Consider the following 22,333-nt stretch of genomic DNA (forward strand, 5'->3'; position numbering starts at 1 on the left):
TCCACCGTCCGAACGCGATCAGAGGTCGGTACTGCCGAAGGCCAGGCCGATCAGGTCGTCCGCGTCCATCGCGTCGATCGACTCCAGGTCACCCGGGTCCGCGCCGGCCGCCCCGTCGACCCGGGGCGCGGGCTCGGCCAGCTCCAACAGGGCGCCGAGCAACCCGGCCGCGCGGAGCCGGTCCGGGGCGACCGTAGCCAACAGCCGACGGATCTCCGCGTCGTCCACCTCGCCGACCTCGGCCCCCGTGGCCGGACCGCCCAGCGCATCGGCCAGCTCCGCACGCAACCGCCCGGCCAACGCGGCCGGCGTGGGATGGTCGAAGACCAACGTGGCGGGCAGCCGCAGGCCCGTGGCCGCGCTCAGCCGGTTGCGCAACTCGACCGCGGTCAACGAGTCCACGCCCAACTGCTTGAACGCCTGGTCGGCACCGACCTCCCCGCTCGACGCGTAACTCAGCACGAGCGCGGTCTGCTCCCGGACCAACCCGAGCAGCAACCGGCCGCGCTCGGCCTCGGGCACCGAGGCCAGCCGGTCCACCAGCGCCCGCGCGCCACCGGCCGCCGGGTCAGGACCGGCGGCGGCCACCCGCCGCGCCGGAGCCGCCACCAACCGCCGCAGCAGCGGCGGCACCCGCTGCGCCCCGAGCGCCACGCGCGCCGCGGCGGGATCGAACCCCATCGCCACCACCGCGGCCCGGTCGGCGTCGAGCGCCGCTTCGAAGAGGGCGAGGCCCACGGCGTCGGAGAGCGGTGTCGTCCCGGCCCGGCGCAGCCGGGACTGGTCGGCCGCGCCCAGATGCCCCGTCATCCCGCTCTCCCGCTCCCACAGCCCCCACGCCACCGAGACACCCGGCAGACCCCGGTCACGCCGGTGTTGCGCGAGCGCGTCCAGGAAGGCGTTGGCCGCCGCGTAGTTGCCCTGCCCGGGACCGCCCAGCACAGCGGCGGACGAGGAGAAGAGGACGAAGAAGTCGAGGGGGGTGTGTTGGGTGAGTTGGTGGAGGTGCCAGGCGGTGTGGGCTTTGGGTTGGAGGGTGGTGTGGGTGTGTTGGGGGGTGAGGTTGGTGAGGAGGGCGTCGTGGAGTGTGCCGGCGGTGTGGATGATGCCGGTGAGGGGGTGTTGGGGTGGGATGGTGGCGAGTGCGGTGGCGAGTTGCTCGCGGTTGCTGGTGTCGCAGGTGGTGATGGTGGTGGTGGCGCCGAGTTGGGTGAGTTGGTGGTGGAGTTGGGTGGCGTCGGGTGCGTGGGGTCCGCGGCGGGAGAGGAGGAGGAGGTGGCGTATGCCGTGGTGGGTGACGAGGTGGCGGGCGACGAGGCTGCCGAGGACCCCGGTACCACCGGTGATCACCACCGTTCCGTCCCGCGTCGCGGCGGGCGCGGGAGGCATGGTCAGCACCACCTTGCCGATGTGCCGGGCCTGACTCATGAAGCGGAACGCCTCCAACCCGCGCCGCACGTCCCAGGTGGCGGTGGGCAGCGGACGGAGGGTGCCCGTTGCGAACAGCGGCATCAGCGCGCCCATCATCCGACCGATCCGCTCGTAACCGGCGTCGATCAGGTCGAACCACAGATACGACCTACCGGGATGGTCCACCGCCACCCGCGCGGCGTCGCGGATGTCGGTCTTGCCCATCTCCACGAACCGGCCGCCCTCCTTCAGCAGCCGCAGCGAGGCGTCCACGTACGCGTTGGCCAGCGAGTTCAGCACCACGTCCACCCCGTTGGACGCGGCGCGCGTGTGCTCCTCGAAGTCCAGCGACCGCGAGGACGCGATCCGCTCGGCCGGCACACCCAACGCCCGCAGCGTCGGCCACTTGGCGGGGCTCGCCGTCGTGAACACCTCGGCGCCGAGATGGCGGGCGAGTTGCAGGGCGGCCAGCCCCACGCCACCGGTCGCCGCATGGATCAGGACGGACTCGCCCTCCCGCAGCCCGGCCAGCTCCACCAGGCCGTAGTAGGCGGTGAGGAACGCGATGGGCACCGAGGCGCCTTCGGTGTACGTCCAGTGCGCGGGCAACGGTACGAGCAGCCGCCGGTCGACGACCGCGACCGGCCCGAACGAGCCGGGCACCATGCCCATCACCCGGTCACCAGGCGCCAGGTCCGTGACGTCGGACCCCACCTCCAGGACGACGCCCGCCGCCTCCCCGCCCATCACGTCCTGATCGACCATGCCTAGGCCAAGCAGCACGTCCCGGAAGTTCACCCCCGCCGCCCGCACCGCCATCCGCACCTGCCCGGGCGCCAGTGGTGCGGCGGCCTCCGGATACGGCACCAGCGCCAGGTTCTCCAGCGTGCCCTTGCCCCGCGTGTCCAACCGCCAGGGTCCCCCGCCCGCCGGCGGCTCCAACGCCTGCCCGGGCTCGTCCCGCACCAGCCGGGGCACCAACAGCCGCCCGGCCCGCAACGCGAACTGCGGCTCACCCGAGGCGAGCGCACCGGCGAACGCGGCCCGCGACGCCTCGTGCTCGTCGAGATCGGCCAGTACGAACCGGTCCGGGTTCTCCGTCTGCGCCGACCGCAGCAACCCCCACACCGGCGCGTGCACCAGGTCCCGTACGGCCTCGCCGTCCCCGGCTACCACCGCGCCTCGGGTGACCACCACCAACCTGCCCGCGAACCGCGCGTCGGCCAGCCACGCCTGGGCGAGCCCGAGCACCCGGTCGACCGCCTCCCGCACGGCGTCCGGCACACCCTCCTCGGCGGGCTCCGCACCAGCGCAGGTCACCACAACGGTGTCCGGCACCGCACCGGAATCCGCCAGCGCGGTCAGGTCCGGGTACGTGGCGAGCGGCGAACCCACGGCGGGCCCACCCAACGCGAGGTCGTCCGGGCCGACCAGGGCCCAGGGCACGCCGGACCCCGACGCGCCACCCGGCGGGGGCATCTCCAGCCAGTCCACCCACAGCGCGGTGTTCAGGTCACCGGTGCCCGCCGCCCGCACCTGCTCCTCGGTCACCACCCGACCCACCAGCGAGTCGATCTCGGCCACCGGAGCCCCGCCGCCGTCGGCCAGCGCGAGCGTGAGGCCGCCCTGCCCGTCATCCGTCAGCCTGACCCGCAGCGCGGTCGCCCCGGACGCGTACAGCCGCACCCCCGTCCACGAGAAGGGCAACCGCATCGGAGCGTCGGGGTCGACGGCCCCGTGCAGCGCGGCGTCCAGCAGCGCCGGATGCAGGCCGAACCCGTCCGCCGACTGGTCATCGGGCAGCCTGACCTCGGCGAACCACGTGTCACCGCGCCGCCACAGGGCTCGCAAGCCCTGGAACGCCGGTCCGTAGCCAAGACCGTTCGCCACCAGCCGTGGGTAGAACCCGTCCAGCTCCACCGGCTGGGCGCCCACCGGCGGCCACTCCGCCAGATCCCAGTCCGGCTGCCGGGCACCCGTACCGACGAAACCGGTCGCGTGACAGCTCCACGCGGAGTCGGCCCCGGCCGCGTCGGGCCGGGAGTGGATCGTCACCGGCCGCCGCCCGGAACCCTCCTCCGGAGCCCCGACGGTGAGCTGCAACCGAACGGCCTCCCCGTCCGGGACGACCAGTGGCGTCGCGAGCGTCAACTCCTCCAGCACATCGCAGCCGACCTGGTCGCCCGCCCGTACGGCCAACTCCACCAGCGCCGCGCCCGGCACCAACACCGTGCCCCACACCACATGGTCGGCCAACCACGGATGCGACCGCACCGACACCCTGCCGACGAGCACCGCGTCACCGCCCTCACCCGCCAGCGGCAACACACCCCCCAGCAACGGATGTCCAGCCGCGTCCAGCCCAGCCGACCGCACGTCCCCGACCGCCTCCGGGGCGGTGAGCCAGTAGTGCTGGCGCTGGAAGGGGTAGGTGGGGAGGTCGAGTTGTGGTGCGGTGGTGGGGATGAGGGTGGTCCAGTTGATGGGGGTGTTGTGGGTGTGGAGGTGGGCGGCGTGGGTGAGGAGTTGGGTCCAGGTGCCGTGGTCGCGGCGGAGGGTTGCGGTGATGGTGACGGGTTGGTCGTGTTCGTCGGTGATGTCGTGGAGTGGGGTGGTGAGGATGGGGTGGGGGCTGATTTCGATGTAGGTGGTGTGTCCGTTGGTGAGGGCGGTGGTGGTGGCGTGGGTGAGGAGTACGGGTTGGCGGAGGTTGGTGTACCAGTACTGGGCGGTGAGTTGGGTGGTGTCGAGGGCTTCGCCGGTGGTGGTGGAGTAGAACGGGATGTTGCTGGTGGTGGGTTTTATGTCGGCGAGTTGTGTGAGTAGTTGTTCGCGGATGGTTTCGACGTGGGGGCTGTGGGAGGCGTAGTCGACGTTGATGCGTCGGGCGTGGATGTCGTGTTGTTCGCAGTGGGTGAGGAGGTCTTCGACTGCGGTGGTGTTGCCGGCGATGACGGTGGTGTGGGGTCCGTTGTGTGCGGCGATGTGGAGTTCTTGTCCCCAAGCTCCGGGGAGTTGTTGGGTTGCTTCGGGTGTGAGGGTGAGGGAGGCCATGGCACCGCCACCGGTGAGGGTGGTGTGGATGGCTTGGCTGCGGAGCGCGGTGATGCGGGCGCCGTCCTCAAGGGTCAAGGCGCCCGCGATGACGGCTGCGGGGATCTCGCCTTGTGAGTGGCCGATGACGGCGGTGGGTTGGACGCCCAGGGACTGCCAGACGCGGGCTAGCGAGACCATCACGGCGAACAGCGCGGGTTGGACGACGTCGACGCGTTCGATGGGTTGGCCGTTGGTCAACACGTCGGTCAACGACCAGTCGACGTACGGCGCCAGAGCGTCCTCGCACTCGGCTATCGACTGTCGGAAGACCTCGGAGGTGTTCAGGAGGTCGGTGGCCATGCCGGTCCACTGCGAGCCCTGACCGGGGAAGACGAAGACCGGTCGGCTGTGGTTTCCCTGGCCCGTCACCACGCTCGGGTGCTCCTGGCCGTCGGCCAGCGCCTCGAGGCCGGTGAGGAGTTCGGCGCGGTCGGTGCCGATGACGACGGCACGGTGCTCGAACATCGAGCGCTCGGTCGTCAGGGACCGCGCGACGGCGGCCGTCGTCCACTCCGGGTGGGCGTCCACGGCGGCTCGTAGCCGGCTCGCGGCGGCGCGTAGTGCCTTGGCGGATCGAGCGGACAGCGGCCAGGCCACGGCCTGAGCCACTGCGGGAGCCGCCTCGCGTGGTTCCGGCCTCGGCTCCGGTGTCGTAGCGGACACGGGAGCCTGTTCCAGGATGACGTGGGCGTTGGTGCCGCTGATGCCGAAGGAGGAGACGGCGGCTCGGCGTGGGCGACCTGTCTCCGGCCACTGCTGTCGCTCGGTGAGCAGGCGTACGGCGCCGGAGGCCCAGTCGACGTGGGGTGTGGGCTCGTCCACGTGCAGGGTGGGTGGCAGTACGCCGTGGCGCATGGCTTGGACCATCTTGATGACGCCGCCGACGCCGGCGGCGGCCTGGGTGTGGCCGATGTTGGATTTCAGCGAGCCCAGCCACAGGGGTCGGTCGTCGGGGCGGTTCTGGCCGTAGGTGGCGAGGAGGGCCTGGGCCTCGATCGGGTCACCGAGCGTGGTGCCCGTACCGTGCGCCTCCACCGCGTCGACCAGGTCGGGTGAGAGGCCGGCCGCGTCCAGCGCCTGCTGGATGACGCGCTGCTGCGCGGGGCCGTTGGGTGCGGAGAGGCCGCTGCTCGCGCCGTCCTGGTTGACCGACGACCCGCGGAGTACGGCGAGCACCGGGTGCCCCGCCCTGCGGGCCTCGGAGAGCCGCTCGATCAACAGCATGCCCGCGCCCTCGCCCCAAGCCGTGCCGTCGGCCGACGCCGCGAACGACTTGCAGCGGCCGTCCCTGGCCAGACCACCCTGGCGGCTGAACTCCACGAAGGTGGTCGGTGTGGCCATCACGGTGACCCCGCCCGCCAGTGCCATGGCGCAGTCGCCGCGCCGTACGGCCTGGGCCGCCAGGTGCAGTGCGACCAGCGATGACGAGCACGCCGTGTCCAGCGTCACCGCCGGCCCTTCCAGGCCGAACACGTAGGCGATCCGGCCCGAGGCGACGCTGCCCGCGTTGCCGCTGCCGAGGAACCCGGCGACGGGCTCGTCCACCTCGTCGCCCAACCGCGCGGCGTAGTCGTGGTACATCAGCCCGGCGAAGACGCCCACCCGGGAGCCGCGCAGCGTCGCCGGGACGATGCCCGCCCGCTCGAACGCCTCCCACGCCGTCTCCAGGAGCAGCCGCTGCTGCGGGTCCATCGCCAGCGCCTCGCGCGGGCTGATGTCGAAGAACGCCGGGTCGAAGCCGGTCGCGCCCTCCAGGAAGCCGCCCTCGCACACGTACGAGGTGCCGGGGCGCGTCCCGTCCGGATCGTAGAAGTCCTCCAGGTGCCAGCCACGCTCCGTGGGCGGTACGCCGATGGCGTCCCGACCCGTGGACACCAGTCGCCACAGTTCTTCCGGGGTGTCGACGCCGCCGGGGAACCGGCAACTCATCCCGATGATGGCGAGCGGTTCGCGGTCGGCTTCCTCCAACTCGGCCACCCGACGCCGCGACTCGGTGAGTTCGGCCGTGGCCCAGCGCAGATGCTCGCGAAACTTGTCTTCCTGTGACACTTTGCGCCTGCTCCTAAAGCCGGTTCGGGTTCGAGTTCGAGTTCGGGTTCGGGGGAGTGCCGCGCTCCGGGCCGCGCAACTGGTCGAGCGCGGCGAAGAGTTCGTCGTCGCTCGCCACCGCGAGGTCGGACTTGTCCGGGGCGTCCTGTGGCTCGTCCGCCCAGCGGGACAGCAGGTCGCGCAGCCGGTGGGCGATCGAACCCCGCGCCTGGTCGTCGGCGGCGAAGGGAGTGAGGAATGCCTCCAGACGGTCCAACTCGGCCAGTGCCGGAGCCACCTCGGTGCCCTGCCGCCCGCTCAGCTCGGCGCAGAGGTGGCCGGCCAGCGCGGTGGCGTTGGGATAGTCGAAGATCAACGTGCTGGGCAGCTCGACCCCGATCTCCTCGTGCAGCGCGGCCTGGAGATCGAGGCTGGCGAGGGAGTCGAAGCCCAGGTCCACGAAGCCGAGGTCCGGGTCGATGCCGTCCTCCGGTGCCTCGCCGAGCGCCACCGCGGCCTGGGTCAGCACCAGTTCGGTGAGCACCCGCAGCCGCTCCGGCTCCGGCATGGCCCGTAGCCGCTGCTCGGCCGGGTGCGCACCGCCGCCGGTCGGGGACGCTGGCGCTGCCGTAACCGGTGCGGGCGTTGGTGTCGTGGGAGGCGCGGCAGTCTCGGGGGTGGACTGGTCGACGGTCGGGGGAGTGGCGAATGGGGTGACCAGTCCGATCAGGAGCGGAGCGACGTTGCCGCGTTGAGCGCGGTCCCGTAGCCGGTCGGGGTCAAGTCGCAGCGGAACAAGCACCGGCTCTCCGGCCATCCCGCGTGCCGCGTCGAAGAGGTCGAGCGCGTCCGGTGTCGCCAGGGGCCGCACCCCGTCCCGGCCCATGCGCTCCCGTTCGCGGTCGGTCAACGCGCCGGTCAGCGCGCTGCGTTCGGCCCACGGGCCCCAGGCGAGCGACAGGGCGGGCAGGCCCAGGGTGTGACGGTGTCGGGCCAGGGCGTCCAGGCAGGCGTTGGCCGAGGCGTAACCCGCCTGGCCCGCGGGGCCGAAGGCGCCGGACGCGGAGGAGAAGACGACGAACTCCCGTAGGCCCAGGTCGGCTGTCAGCTCGTGCAGGTGCCAGGCGGCGTCCACCTTGGGCCGGAGCACCGCCGCGAGCCGCTCCGGCGTCAGCGTCGCCACCAGACCGTCGTCGACGACTCCGGCCGCGTGCACCACGCCCGTCAGCGGTCGCCCGTCGGGTACCGAGCGCACCACGGCGGCCAGCGCCCGCCGGTCGGTCACGTCACACGCGGCGAACGCGACCTCCGTGCCCAACCCGCCGATCTCAGCGGCAAGTTCGCGCGCTCCTGGCGCTCGCTCGCCGCTGCGGCTGACCAGCAGCAGCCGCCGCGCGCCCTGTTCCGCCAGCCGTCGGGCGACCAACCCGCCAAGCGTGCCGGTGCCACCCGTGACCAGGACCGTGCCGTGCCCGGAGCCCGATGGATGGCCCGCCTCGGCACCCGCCACCGGAGTCACCGGTGTCAGCCGGGCCACCAGCGGTCGGCCGTCGCGCAGGGTCACCTCCGGCTCGGTGTCCAGCAGCGCGAGCGCGGGTGCCAGTGCGGTGGCGGTCGCGTCGGCCAGGTTCAGCAGGCCGAACCGGCGCGGGTGCTCCGATCGGGCGCTGCGCAGCAGCCCCCGCACGGCCGCGCCCACCAGCCGGCGGCCCGGCTCCCCGGCCCCGGTGGGCTCCGTGACGACGGCGACCAGCCGCGCGTCGGCGAGCCGGGGTTCGGCCAACCAGGCCCGTACCAGGCCCAGCAGCTCACCGGTCGCGGTGCGCACCGCTTCCGGCGGCGTCGCGGACGTACCTCCCGGCACGGGCACCGGCCACAGGACGGCCCCGGGCGGTGGCGCGCCCGTGGCCACCGCCGCGACCAGCGTCGCGAGGTCGGGGTAGGACGCGTCGACGGCCAGCGGCAGCGCGTCCGCGCCGCCGAGCACCGCCAGCGGGCCGGGCCCGCGATCGGTGCGGTCGGCCGGCACCCAGTGCGTGCGCGACAGCGAACCCGACGCGGCGGGCACCGGCACCCGAAACGGTCGGGACTCAAGGCGTGTGACGGACAGGACCGGTGCCCCGGCGGCGTCGGTGGCCGTCACCCGCACGGCGTGCGGGCCCTCGGGCGTGATCGACACGCGCAGGGTCTCCGCCCCGGTGGCGGCCACCGTCACACCGTGCCAGGCGTACGGGACGAGCAACTCCGATGCGCCCTCCGGCGACGCGGCGACCACGGCCCGCAGCGCGGCGTCCAGCAGCGCCGGGTGCACCCCGAACTGCCCGGCCTGAGCCTGGAGGGCGGCCGGCGAGGACGCCTCGGCGAACACCTCGTCACCCCGCCGCCACACGGCCCGCAAACCGTCGAACGCCGGGCCGGCACCGATGCCCAGCCGCGCCGAGCGCTCCGCGAAGCCGTCAAGCGCCACCGGCTCGGCCCCGCGCGGTGGCCAGTGTGCCGGCTCGGCCGCAGCGTCGACGCCATCGGAGACGGGGGCCAACGTGCCCATGGCGTGCCTGGTCCACTGGCCGTGTGGCTCGGCCGCCGGGCGGGCGGACAGCTCGAACCCGCGGCGACCCGTGGCGTCCGGAGCGCTCACCCACAGGCGCAGGGCGCTGCCCTCGTCGGGGCCGGCGTCCGGACCGGGCAGCTCCAGCGGGGCGGTCAGCGTCAGCTCCGCGACGTGCCCACACCCGGCCCGCGCACCCGCCCAGCACGCCAGCTCGACCACCGCCGTACCGGGCAACAGCACCCGGCCCAGGACGCGGTGGTCGGCGAGCCACGGATGGGAGCGCGCGGACAGCCGCCCGGTATGCAACCACCCGCCGCCGTCGGGCAGCTCCACCGTGGCGTCGAGCAGCGGATGGCCGGCCGGGGCCAGCCCGGCCGCCGCCACGTCGGCCACCTTCGGACCGTCGTCCAGCCAGTAGCGGCGGCGGCGGAAGGCGTAGGTGGGCAGCTCCACCGTCGGCGCCCCAACCGGGAACGCCGCCGACCAGTCCACCGTCAGGTGGCGGGCGTGCAATTCGGCCAGCGCGGCGGGCAGCCCGTCGGCGCCACTGACGCCCCCGGCCGGCGAGGCGATCACGTGGACCTCGTGCCCGGCCACGGCGGCGACCGACGCGATGTCCGGGGCGGCCGTGGCGCCCTCGCCCACCTCCACGAACAGCGTCTGGCCGCGCCCGAGCACCTCCCGGACGGCGGCGGCCGGGCCGTCGGGCGCCGCGTGGAACGGCACGCGCGCCCCGGCCGGAGCGACCGGCGCCACGACCGTCGAGGTCACCGCGCGGGCCCCCTCCTTCAGCGACAGCGCACCCGCCACACACGCCCCGGCGACCGTGGCGGCCCCCACCCCGATCACCGCGGCGGGCCGTACGCCGTACTCCTCCCACAGCCCGGCCAGCGCGACCACGACCGCCCACCGCGCCGCCCGGTCGGCGGCCACGCCATCCGCCGTGGGCACGGGCCGGCCAGGGCCCGCGTCGGCCGTGGGTCGGGCGCGGCGCAGGACATCCCGTACCGACCAGTCAGCGAAGCCACTCAGCGCCTCGTCGCACTCGGCGAGGCGACGGGCGAACGCGGGCGAGGCGTCAGCCAGCCGGTCCGCCCAGTCCAGCCGCTCCGGCGGGGTTAGCACGAACACGGCGCGCGCGTCGGTACGCACACACCCACGCGTCACGCCCGGCGCGTCCCGGTCCGCCGCGAGCGCCCGTACCCCCGCCAGCAGCGCGTCACGGTCGGTGCCCCACACCACGGCCCGGTGGTCGAAGACCGAACGGGTACGGGCCAACGCCGCGCCCACCTCGACGGTGGACAGCTCGGGGTGCTCCGCCACGTACGCGGCCAGCCGGTCGGCCTGGGCCCGCAGCGCCTCGGCGCCACGCCCGGAGACCACCCACGGCACGCCGCCCGGCAGCGGCGCGAGCGGGTCCCTGGCATCGGCACCGGCGTCCTCCCGGGGCGGCTCCGGGGATTGCTCCAGGACCACGTGCGCGTTGGTGCCGCTGACCCCGAACGAGGAGACCCCCGCGCGGCGCGGGCGACCCATCTCCGGCCATGTCCGCCGCTCGGTCAGCAGCCGCACGGCACCGGCGGACCAGTCCACATGCGGGTTCGGCGCGTCGACGTGCAGCGTGCGGGGCAGGACGCCGTGCCGCAGCGCGAGCACCATCTTGATCAGCCCGGCGACCCCGGCGGCGGCCTGCGCGTGGCCGATGTTGGACTTCACCGAACCCAGCCACAGCGGCCGGTCGGCCGGTCGGTCCTGGCCGTAGGTGGCAAGCAGGGCCTGGGCCTCGATCGGGTCGCCGAGCGTGGTGCCCGTGCCGTGCGCCTCGACGGCGTCCACGTCCGACGCGGCCAGGCCGGCCCCCGCCAGCGCCTGCCGGATCACCCGCTGCTGCGCCGGCCCGCTCGGCGCGGTGAGCCCGCTGCTCGCGCCGTCCTGGTTGACGGCGCTGCCCCGGACCACCGCCAGGACACGACGCCCGGCACGTCGCGCGTCCGACAGCCGCTCAAGCAGGAGCATGCCCACCCCCTCGCCCAGAGCGGTGCCGTCGGCCCCGGCCGCGAACGCCTTGCAACGCGCGTCGCCCGCCAGCCCCCGCTGCCGGCTGAACTCGACCAGCGCCATCGGCGAGGCCATCACCGTCACCCCACCCGCCAGGGCCAGCGCGCAGTCACCCGCACGCAGCGCACGCGCCGCCTGGTGCACGGCGACCAGCGACGACGAACAGGCCGTGTCGAGGCTGATCGCCGGCCCCCGCAGACCCAGCGCGTACGCCACCCGGCCGGAGGCCACGCTGCCCGTACTGCCGTTGCCGAGATAGCCCTCGAACTCGCCCGGCGGCTGCCGCAGCCGGGCCGCGTAGTCCTGGTAGATGACACCGGCGAACACCCCGGTATCGGAGCCACGCAACGACACCGGGTCGATGCCGGCCCGCTCGACCGCCTCCCAGCACGTCTCCAGGAGCAGCCGCTGCTGCGGATCGGTGGCCAGCGCCTCACGGGCGCTCATCCCGAAGAACGCCGGGTCGAAGGCGGCGGCGTCGTGGAGGAAGCCACCCTCGCGTACGGAGACGCTGCCGCGCCGGGCCGGGTCCGGGTCGTACAGGTCCGGGTCCCAGCCTCGGTCGGTCGGGAACGGGGAGATGACGTCCTGCCCCTCCGTGACCACCCGCCACAGCCCCTCGGGTGACGTCACCCCGCCGGGGAAGCGGCAGGCCATCCCCACGATCGCGATCGGCTCGGCGCCGGCCTCCTCGACCTCCCGCAGCCGCTGCCGGGTCCGGCGCAGGTCCGAGGTCAGCCGTTTGAGGGTGTCGAGAACCTTCTCGTCGCTCGTCATGCCGGTGTGTGTCTCCCCCCGCGAGTGGTCCAGTTCGTTCACGTCAGCCGCGCAGTTCGTCGTCGACGATGTCCAGCAGCTCGTCCAGGGACACGTCAGCGAACTCGTCACCCTCGACAGCGAGCCGCTCCCCTCCGGCCCCGCCTTCGCCGTCGGCCGGGCCCACCACGCCCGCCAACAACGCGCGCAGTCGCGTCACCACCTGCCCGCGTGCCGGGTCGTCCGCCGCCACCGCTGACAGGTCCGCCGCCACGCCGTCGAGACGGGCCAACAACGCTCGCGCGTCCGGACGTTCACGTTCCCGGAGCAACTCGTCGAGGCGGCCCGCCACCTCCGCCGGCGTGGGGTGGTCGAAGACCAGGGTGGAAGGCAGCCGCAGGCCGGTGGCCGCGCTCAACCTGTTCCGCAGCTCCACCGCCCGCAACGAGTCATAGCCGGCGTCGAGGAAGCCACGCTCGTCTTCGATGGCGTCGGCCGTCGCGTAGCCCAGGACCAACGCGGCCTGTGTCCTGACCAACTCCCGCAACACGTGCGTACGTTCGTCCGCCGGCAGCCCGGAGAGAGCCAGCGTGGCACCGGGTTCCGCCGAGTCTCCCGTGCCGGCCGGCGCGGTCGACGCGCTGCTCGCGACCGTACGGGACGGCGCGGCGCCGAGCAGGCCCCGCAGCAGCGCGGGACGCGCACCGGGCCTGGCGCGCAGCGCGGCCAGGTCGAGCCGGACCGGGAGCACCAGGGGCCGGTCCTGCCCGAGCGCGAGGTCGAACAGCGCCAACCCGTCAGCCGAGGACAACGGCAGCACACCCGCTCGCCGCAGCCGCGCCAGGCCCTCCTCGCCCAGCCCACCGGTCATCTCACTGACCTCCTCCCACAACCCCCACGCCATCGACACCGCCGGCAGCCCTGCCCCCCTGCGGAAGTCCGCCAACGCGTCCAGATAGCCGTTGGCCGCCGCGTAGTTGGCCTGGCCCGCGCTGCCGAGCACGCCCCCGGCCGCCGAGAAGAGGATGAAGAAGTCGAGGGGGGTGTGTTGGGTGAGTTGGTGGAGGTGCCAGGCGGTGTGGGTTTTGGGTTGGAGGGTGGTGTGGGTGTGTTGGGGGGTGAGGTTGGTGAGGAGGGCGTCGTGGAGTGTTCCGGCGGTGTGGATGATGCCGGTGAGGGGGTGTTGGGGTGGGATGGTGGCGAGTGCGGTGGCGAGTTGTTCTGGGTTGCTGGTGTCGCAGGTGGTGATGGTGGGGGTGGCGCCGAGTTGGGTGAGTTGGTGGTGGAGTTGGGTGGCGTTGGGTGCGTGGGGTCCGCGGCGGGAGAGGAGGAGGAGGTGGCGTATGCCGTGGTGGGTGACGAGGTGGCGAGCGACGAGGCTGCCCAGGACTCCGGTACCGCCCGTGATCACCACCGTCCCCTCCGACCGCGACGCCGGGGCACCAGCCGTGGCCGGCGGGCGACTCCGCTCCAACCGTGGCACCCACACCCGCCCCGCCCGCACGGCGCACTGCGGCTCGGCCCCGGCGAGCACATCCGCCAACACCCGCTGCGAGCCGGCGTCCGCGTCCAGGTCCACCAGCGCGAACCGGTCCGGATGTTCGGCCTGCGCGGACCGCACCATCCCCCACACGGAGGCCGCCGCCAGGTCCGACACGGACTCCGCCGGCCCACCCTCCGCCGCGGGCGCCACCGCCACGGCCCCCCGCGTCACCAGGACAAGGCGCGCGTCCCCGAACCTCTCATCGCGCACCCACTCCTGGAACAGGCCGAGCATGCGCACCACCGCGTCGCTGGCCGCGTCGGCCGAATGCCGGTCCGCGTCACGCGACAGCGGCCACGGGACCACCACGACCGGCGGCACACCAGCGTTACCCTCGTCCACGGCCCGGGCGAGATCCGCCAGCGACGCGTAGGCCTCCACGGCGCACCCGGCCGCCAGCAGCGCCGGGCCGACCCCGAGCCCGTCCACACCCACCACCGCACAGCGCGCCACCCGACCCGCCCCCGGCGCGTCGGCGGACACCGCGTGCCACGCCACCTGGAACAGCGAGTCCGCCACCGGCCGGCCCGACACGGCCAACTGCCGCTGGTCGACCGGTCGTACCGCCAGCGCGGCGACCGTGGCCACCGGCGCTCCCCGCCCATCGGCCACCGCGAGCGACATCGTGTCGGGCCCGGTCGGCGTCAGCCGTACGCGCAGGTCCGTGGCGCCGGTGGCGTGCAGGGTCACCCCACGGAAGGAGAACGGCAGCACGACCCGCTCCACACCGTCGAGCATCGTCGCGTGCAGGGCCGCGTCCAGCAGTGCGGGATGCAGGTCGAAGCGATCGGCGTCGGCGTGTTGCGGCTCGGGCAAGCGCACCTCCGCGAACACCTCCGCGCCACGCCGCCAAGCGGCCCGCAGCCCCTGGAACGCGGGCCCGTAGACCAGCCCGCCCTCCGCCAGCCGTGGATAGATCCCCTCGACCTCCACAGGCACGGCTCCCTCCGGCGGCCAACTCGCCGCTTCCTCCCAGCTCGACGCCGCTTCCGCCTCTGCGCCCGCATCGGCCTCCGCGTTCGCCGACAACGACCCGGACGCGTGTTGCACCCATGCACCGTCATCTGTGCCTTGTGGTCGGGTGTGGATGGTGAGGGGGTGTTGTCCGGTGGTGTTGGGGGTGCCGATGTGGATTTGGAGTTGGTGGGGTTGGTGGTGGGTGAGGGTGAGTGGGGTGTGGAGGGTGAGTTCTTCGATGTGGTGGAGTCCGGTGTGGTGTGCGGTGTGGAGGGCGAGTTCGAGGAGTGCGGTGCCGGGGAGGAGTGGGGTGTTCCAGAGTGCGTGGTCGGTGAGCCAGGGGTGGGTGTGGGTGGAGATGTGGCCGGTGTAGAGGGTTTCTTGGCTGGTGGCGAGGGTGGTGCGGGTGAGCAGGAAGGAGTGGTCGGCGGTGTGGGCGTTGGGATGCGTGGTGGAGGGGGTGGTGAGCCAGTAGTGCTGGCGTTGGAAGGGGTAGGTGGGGAGGTCGAGGTGGTGGTGGGTTGGGTTGGGGATGTGGGTGGTCCAGTTGATGGGTGTGTTGTGGGTGTGGAGGTGGGCTGCGTGGGTGAGGAGTTGGGTCCAGGTGCCGTGGTCGCGGCGGAGGGTTGCGGCGATGGTGGCGGGTTGGTTGGTGTGGTCGGCGATGTCGTGGAGTGGGGCGGTGAGGATGGGGTGAGGGCTGATCTCGATGAAGGTGGTGTGTCCGTTGGTCAGGGCGGTGGTGGTGGCGTGGGTGAGGAGTACGGGTTGGCGGAGGTTGGTGTACCAGTAGTCGGCGGTGAGCTGCGTGGTGTCGAGAGCCTGACCGGTGGTGGTGGAGTAGAAGGGGATGTCGCTGGCGGTGGGCTTCAAGTCTGTCAGCTGGCTGAGTAGTTGCTCGCGTACGGATTCCACGTGGGGGCTGTGGGAGGCGTAGTCGACGTTGATGCGTCGGGCGTGGATGCCGTGTTCGTCGCAGTGTGCGAGGAGGTTGTCCACCGCGATGGCGTCGCCGGCCACGACCGTGGTGTGGGGTCCGTTGTGCGCGGCGACGTGGAGTTCTCGCCCCCAGGCTCCGGGGAGTTGTTTGGTTGCTTGGGGTGTGAGGGTGAGGGAGGCCATGGTGCCGTGGCCGGTGAGGGTGGTGTGGATGGCTTGGCTGCGGAGCGCGGTGACGCGGGCGCCGTCCTCAAGGGTCAAGGCGCCCGCGATGACGGCTGCGGGGATCTCGCCTTGTGAGTGGCCGATGACGGCGGTGGGCTGGACGCCCAACGATTCCCACACCCGGGCCAGGGAGACCATCACGGCGAACAACGCCGGTTGGACGATGTCCACGCGTTCGATGGGTTGGCCGTTGGTGAGTACGTCTGTCAACGACCAGTCGACGTACGGCGCGAGGGCGTTCTCGCACTCGGCTATCGACTGTCGGAAGACCTCGGAGGTGTTCAGGAGGTCGGTGGCCATGCCCGTCCACTGCGAGCCCTGACCGGGGAAGACGAAGACGGGCTTGGTGTGGTTGCTGTTGCCCGTCACCACGCTGGGGTGTTCGTCACCGTTGGCGAGGGCCTGGAGCGCCTCCCGGAGGTGGTCGCGGTCGTGGGTGAGGAGGACGGCGCGGTGTTCGAGGGTGGCTCGGCCGGTGAGGAGAGTGTGGGCGATGGCGTACGGGTCGGCCTCCGGATGCGCTTCGACATACGCGGCGAGCTGCGCGGCCTGGGCACGTAGGGCATGGAAGTCACGGGCGGAGAGGACGATCGGCACGACGCCCGTCTCGTCCGGCGTGCTCTCGTCAATCGGGGCGGCCTGTGGCTCGGGGGCCTCTTCCAGGACGACGTGGGCGTTGGTGCCGCTGATGCCGAAGGCGGACACGGCGGCCCGGCGGGGCCCGGCCTCACCGCGTACCCAGGCGCGTTCCTCGGTCAGCAGCTCGACCGCGCCGGCTGACCAGTCCACGTGAGTGGTGGGCTTGGACACGTGAAGGGTGCGGGGGAGCACCCCGTGGCGCATGGCTTGCACCATCTTGATGACTCCGGCGACGCCGGCGGCGGCCTGGGTGTGGCCGATGTTGGACTTGACCGAGCCCAGCCACAGGGGCCGGTCGTCGGGGCGGTTTTGGCCGTAGGTGGCGAGCAGGGCCTGGGCCTCGATCGGGTCGCCGAGGCGGGTGCCCGTGCCGTGTGCCTCCACCGCGTCCACCTCGTTCGGTGCCAGCCGCGCATCGGCCAGCGCCGCGCGGATGACACGCTGTTGCGAGGGGCCGTTGGGGGCGGCGAGCCCGTTGGAGGCGCCGTCCTGGTTGGTTGCCGAGCCCCGGATGACGGCGAGCACCTGGTGCCCGTTGCGCCGGGCATCCGAGAGCCGTTCGAGCACCACCATGCCGGCGCCCTCGGACAGGCCGAAGCCGTCCGCCTCGTCGGAGAACGCCATGCAACGCCCGCTCGCCGACAGCGCCCCCATCCGGCCGAACCCGGTGAAGACGTCCGGCGTGGGCATCACCACCACACCGCCCGCGAGCGCCATCGTGCACTCGCCCGTACGCAGCGCCTGGCTGGCCAGATGCAGGGAAACCAGCGACGACGAGCACGCCGTGTCCACCGTGACCGCCGGGCCCTCAAGACCGAACGTGTAAGCCAGGCGGCCCGAGATGACGCTGGTGACGCCGCCGGTGATGACGTAGTCCTGGACGGCGGGCGGCGCGTCGGCCGACCGGGTCCCGTACCCGTGGGACATCGCGCCGATGTACGTCCCGGTACGGCTGCCGCGTAGCGTCGCCGGGTCGATGCCCGCGCGCTCGAACGCCTCCCAGGCGGTTTCCAGCACCAACCGCTGTTGCGGGTCCATGGCCAGCGCCTCGCGCGGGCCGATGCCGAAGAACGCCGCGTCGAACCCGGCGACGTCCCGCAGGAAGCCACCTTCCTTGGTACGCCGACGGCCCGTGTCGTCATCGTCGGCACCGCCGATGCCGAACGACTCGGCCAGGTCCCAGCCACGGTCGGTCGGCGGCGCCGAGATGGCGTCCCCACCGCTCCTGACCAGCCGCCACAGGTCGTCGGGGCTGGCGACACCGCCGGGGAAGCGGCAGGCCATGGCGATGATGGCGATCGGATCATCGTCCGTGGCCGCGTTGTCCGTGGCAGCCACCGTGGCCGCCGGTGCCGCCCCCTGGTCGGCCGCGGGCCCGTGCGGAGCGGCCACCAGCAACTCGCGCAGGTGGCTCGCCAGCACGAGAGGCGTCGGATAGTCGAAGACCAGGGTCGCCGGCAGCCGAAGCCCCGTCGCCTCGGCGAGCCGGTTGCGCAGGGCGAGCGAGGTCAGCGAGTCGAACCCGGCGTCCTTGAAGGCCCGGTCCGCCCGAGCGGACTCGGCCGTGCTCAGCCCGAGCACCACCACGGCATGCCGGGTGATCAGCTCGGTCAGCGCCGCTTCCTGGTCCGTGGCGGTCAGCGTGGTCAGCCGGTCGCGTAGTTCCGCGGCGGCGTCGGTGCCGGCCGAGGCTTCCTCGGCGTCGTGTGTGTCGGACCGTTCCAGCAGCCGTCGAGCCGCCGGCAACGCGTCCAGCAGCCGACTAGGTCGCATCGAGGTGAACAGGGGGACGAAGCGCTCCCAGTCGATGTCGGCCACGGCCACGCATGTGTCGTCCTCGTCGAGCGCCTGCTGGAGCGCGGCGACAGCCAACGCGGCGGGCATCAGCGGCAGCCCCTGACGGCGTACCCGCGCCCGGGTCTCCTGGACGTCCACACCGTCGAGGTTCTGCCAGGTGTGCACGGCGTCTTCCCACACACCCCAGGCCACCGACGTCATCGGCACCCCACGGGCCCGTCCCTGTTCCGCCAGCGCGTCGAGGGCCGCGTTCGCCGCCGCGTACGCCGCGTGGTCACCACTGCCCCAGAACCCCGCGATGGACGAGAAGAGGACGAACGCGTCCAACTCACCCGGGTCGAGCAACTCCGCCAGGTGCGCCGCACCGGCGACCTTGGCCGCCAGCACCGCGTCCATGCTGGTCAGCGATGTCTCACCCACCGGCGCCAGTTCGATGAAAGCGGCGGCGTGCAGAACGGTCCGTACGGTGTGCCCTTCCGCCCGCAGCGTGTCGAGCAGGGCCACCACCGCGTCGCGGTCGGCGACGTCGCACGCCGCGACGGTCACACCCACACCCCGCCGTTCGAGGTCGCTCACCCACTCCGAGGCACCGGGCGCGGCCGGCCCCGAGCGGCTGACCAGCACCAGGTGCTCGGCCCCCTGGGTGGCCAGCCAGTCCGTCAGCCGGGGCGCGAGGCTGCCGGTCCCACCCGTGATCAGCACCGTGCCCCGAGGCCGCCACCGGCGCGCCGCTCGCCCGCCACCCGCCGCGCTCACCATCCGCCGCGCGAGCAACCCGGCGGAACGCACCGCCACCTGGTCCTCACCCGTCGCGCCGGACAACACCTGCCGCAGCAACGCGCCCGACCGCGCGTCCAGGCTCTCCGGCAGGTCCACCAGCCCGCCCCACAACGCCGGATGCTCCAGAGCCACCACCCGGCCGAGCCCCCAGACCTGCGCCTGCGCCGGATCGGCCGGAGCATCCGAGTCTCCCGTAGAGACCGCACCCCGGGTGACGCTCCACAGCGGCGCCCGCGCCCCGAGCTGGCTCAGGGCCTGGACCAGGGTCAGCGTCAGGGCCACCCCGGTCGCCAGCGCGCCGAACCGTGGATGCGGACGAGGGTCCAGCCCCACGAACGACAGCACACCCGCCGCCTCGGTCTCACCTTCCGTGGTTCGCGCCTCAGCGAGCACCTCCCGCAACCGGGCGGCGAGCGCGTCTCGGTCGGCGTCCGCCTCGGTCAGCTCCACGGGTACGATCCGGGCACCGTGGCCACCGAGTACGCGCAGCGCCTCCGTCACCCACGGGTCCATGCCCTGCCCGGCGGCGAGGGCCACCAGCCAGGTGCCGGCCAGCGGCGCGGGTGTCACCCGCGCCACCGGCTTCCAGGCGATCCGGTAGCGCCACCCGTCGACCGCGTCGCGGTCGCGGTGCTGCCTGTGCCATGCCGACAGTGTCGGCAACAGCGCGGACAACGACGAGCGCCCGTCCTCGTCCTCGATCTGGAGCGTCTCCGCCAGCGCGCCGACGTCCCCATCCGCCACCGCCGCCCAGAACCTCGCGTCCGCCTCGTCCCCCGACGCCTGGTCGCCCGCCCCGCCACCGGCCGCCTCGTCGTAGATCCACAGGTGCTGGCGTTGGAAGGGGTAGGTGGGGAGGTCGAGTTGCGGCCCGCCGGCGGGGAGGAGAGCGGCCCAGTTGACGGGTGTGTTGTGGGCATGGAGGCGGGCGGCGTGGGTGAGGAGTTGGGTCCAGGTGCCGTGGTCGCGGCGGAGGGTTGCGGTGATGGTGGCGGGTTGGCCGACCTCGTCGGCGATGTCGTGGAGCGCGGTGGTGAGGATGGGGTGAGGGCTGATCTCGACGAAGGTGGTGTGTCCGTTGGCCAGTGCGGTGGTGGTGGCGTGGGTGAGGAGTACGGGTTGGCGGAGGTTGGTGTACCAGTAGTCGGCGGTGAGCTGGGTGGTGTCGAGGGCTTCGCCGGTGGTGGTGGAGTAGAACGGGATGCGGCCCTTGCGGGGCTTCACCTCGGCCAGTACGTCGGTGAGCCGGGCGCTGATGGCCTCGACGTGTGGCGTGTGGGAGGCGTAGTCGACGTTGACGCGCCGGGCGTGGATGTCCCGTTCCTCGCAGTGTGCGAGGAGGTTGTCCACCGCTACGGCGTCGCCGGCCACGACGGTGGTGTGGGGTCCGTTGTGCGCGGCGATGTGGAGTTCCCGCCCCCAGGCTCCGGGGAGCTGTTGGGTCGCTTCGGGTGTGAGGGTGAGGGAGGCCATGGCGCCGTGGCCGGTGAGGGTGGCGTGGATGGCCTGGCTGCGGAGCGCGGTGACACGGGCGCCGTCTTCGAGCGTCAAGGCGCCCGCGATGACGGCCGCGGGAATCTCCCCCTGTGAGTGGCCGATAACGGCGGCGGGTTGGACGCCCAGCGATTCCCACACCCGGGCCAGCGAGACCATCACGGCGAACAACGCTGGTTGGACAATGTCCACGCGTTCGATGGGTTGGCCGTTGGTCAGCACGTCCGTCAACGACCAGTCGACGTACGGCGCCAGGGCGTCCTCACACTCGGCTACGGACCGCCGGAAGACCTCGGAGGTGTTCAGGAGGTCGGTGGCCATGCCCGCCCACTGCGAGCCCTGCCCCGGGAAGACGAAGACGGGCCTGGCGTGGTCGGCGTCGCCGGTGATCACGCTGGGGTGTTCCTCGCCCTTGGCGAGGGCGTGCAGCGCCTCCAACAGGTGACCCCGGTCGTGAGCCAGGAGTACGGCGCGGTGTTCGAGGGTGGCCCGCGCCGTGAGCAGCGTGCGCGCGATGGCGTACGGGTCGGCGTCGGGGTGGTCTTCGACGTACGCGGCGAGCCGCGCGGCCTGGGCACGCAGCGCCCGGGGGTCGCGAGCCGAGACGACGACCGGCACCACACCCGTGTCAACGGCCGGCCCCCGGTCCCCCGGGGCAACCTCCTGCTCGGGGGCCTGTTCCAGGATGACGTGGGCGTTGGTGCCGCTGATACCGAACGAGGAGACCGCGGCCCGGCGCGGGCGGCCAGCCTCGGGCCACTCCCGTTGCTCGGTGAGCAGCCGTACGGTGCCGGCCTCCCAGTCGACGTGGGGAGTGGGCTCGTCCACGTGCAGCGTGCGGGGCAGTACGCCGTGGCGCATGGCCTGGACCATCTTGATGACGCCGCCGACGCCGGCGGCGGCCTGGGTGTGACCGACGTTGGACTTGAGCGAGCCCAACCACAGGGGTTGGTCGGCGGGCCGTCCCTTCCCGTAGGTGGCGAGCAGCGCCTGGGCCTCGATCGGGTCGCCGAGGCGGGTGCCGGTGCCGTGCGCCTCGACCGCGTCCACCTCGTGCGGGCCCAGCCGCGCGTCGGCCAACGCCTGGGTGATGGCGCGCTCCTGCGCCGGGCCGTTGGGGGCCGAGAAACCGCTGCTGCTGCCGTCCTGGTTGATGGCCGAGCCGCGCAGTACGGCGAGCACCCGGTGGTTGTTGCGCCGCGCATCGGAGAGGCGTTCCAGCACCAGCACACCGACGCCCTCGCCCCACCCGGTGCCGTCGGCCGAGGCGGCGAACGCCTTGCAGCGGCCGTCGGGGGAGAGCCCGCGCTGCCGGCTGAACTCGACGAACCCGATCGGCGTGGTCATCACCGTGACGCCACCGACGAGGGCCATGGAGCACTCACCCGCCCGCAGCGACTGGCCCGCCAGGTGCAGCGCGACCAGCGACGACGAGCACGCCGTGTCCACCGTGACGGCGGGCCCCTCAAGCCCCAGGGTGTACGCGACGCGGCCCGAGACCACACTGCCCAGGCTGCCCGTCATCAGGTAGCCCTCAAGGTCGTCCGGCGTCTTGTGCAGCCTGGCGGCGTAGTCCTGGTGCATGACACCGGCGAACACCCCCGTACGGCTGCCCCGTACCGCTGTGGGGTCGACGCCGGCCCGCTCGAGCGCCTCCCACGCCACCTCCAGCAGGACGCGCTGCTGCGGGTGCATGGCGGTCGCCTCGCGCGGGCTGATCCCGAAGAACTCCGGATCGAACTCGGCGGCGCCGCTCAGGAAGCCACCGGAGCGCGTGTAGCTCTTGCCGACGGCGTCCGGGTCCGGGTCGTAGAGCCCGGCGACGTCCCAGCCACGGTCCTCGGGGAAGCCCGATACGGCATCGCCCCCGCTGGCCACCAACTGCCACAGCTCCTCCGGCGAGCTGACGTCTCCGGGGTAGCGGCAGGCCATGCCGACGATGGCGATCGGCTCGAAGGCCGCCGTGGTCAGCGCGTGGTTGCGCCGTCGCAGGGACTCGACCTCCTTGAGGGAGGCCCGCAGTGCCTTGACGACTTCTTCGCTCGATGCGGTCATCGATA

General features: G+C 73.0%; 3 protein-coding genes. All 3 read right to left on the minus strand.

Annotation, left to right across the window (positions count from 1 at the left end):
- Positions 1–18 precede the first annotated feature (18 nt).
- Genes OYE22_RS30330 through OYE22_RS30340 form a run of 3 tightly spaced genes read right to left on the minus strand, consistent with a single transcriptional unit; the run spans position 19 to position 22,328 of the window.
- Positions 19–6,555, minus strand: a complete 6,537-nt coding sequence (locus OYE22_RS30330; RefSeq protein WP_277323386.1) for a type I polyketide synthase — start codon at positions 6,553–6,555, stop codon at positions 19–21.
- 13 nt (positions 6,556–6,568) lie between these two features.
- Positions 6,569–11,920, minus strand: a complete 5,352-nt coding sequence (locus OYE22_RS30335; RefSeq protein ID WP_277323387.1) for a type I polyketide synthase — start codon at positions 11,918–11,920, stop codon at positions 6,569–6,571.
- Positions 11,921–11,963: 43 nt separating this feature from the next.
- Positions 11,964–22,328 (minus strand): type I polyketide synthase, encoded by a 10,365-nt coding sequence (locus OYE22_RS30340; RefSeq protein WP_277323388.1) that lies wholly within the window; start codon positions 22,326–22,328, stop codon positions 11,964–11,966.
- Between the last annotated feature and the right edge of the window lie 5 nt (positions 22,329–22,333).

The sequence above is a fragment of the Streptomyces sp. 71268 genome (assembly GCF_029392895.1).
Lineage (GTDB): Bacteria > Actinomycetota > Actinomycetes > Streptomycetales > Streptomycetaceae > Streptomyces.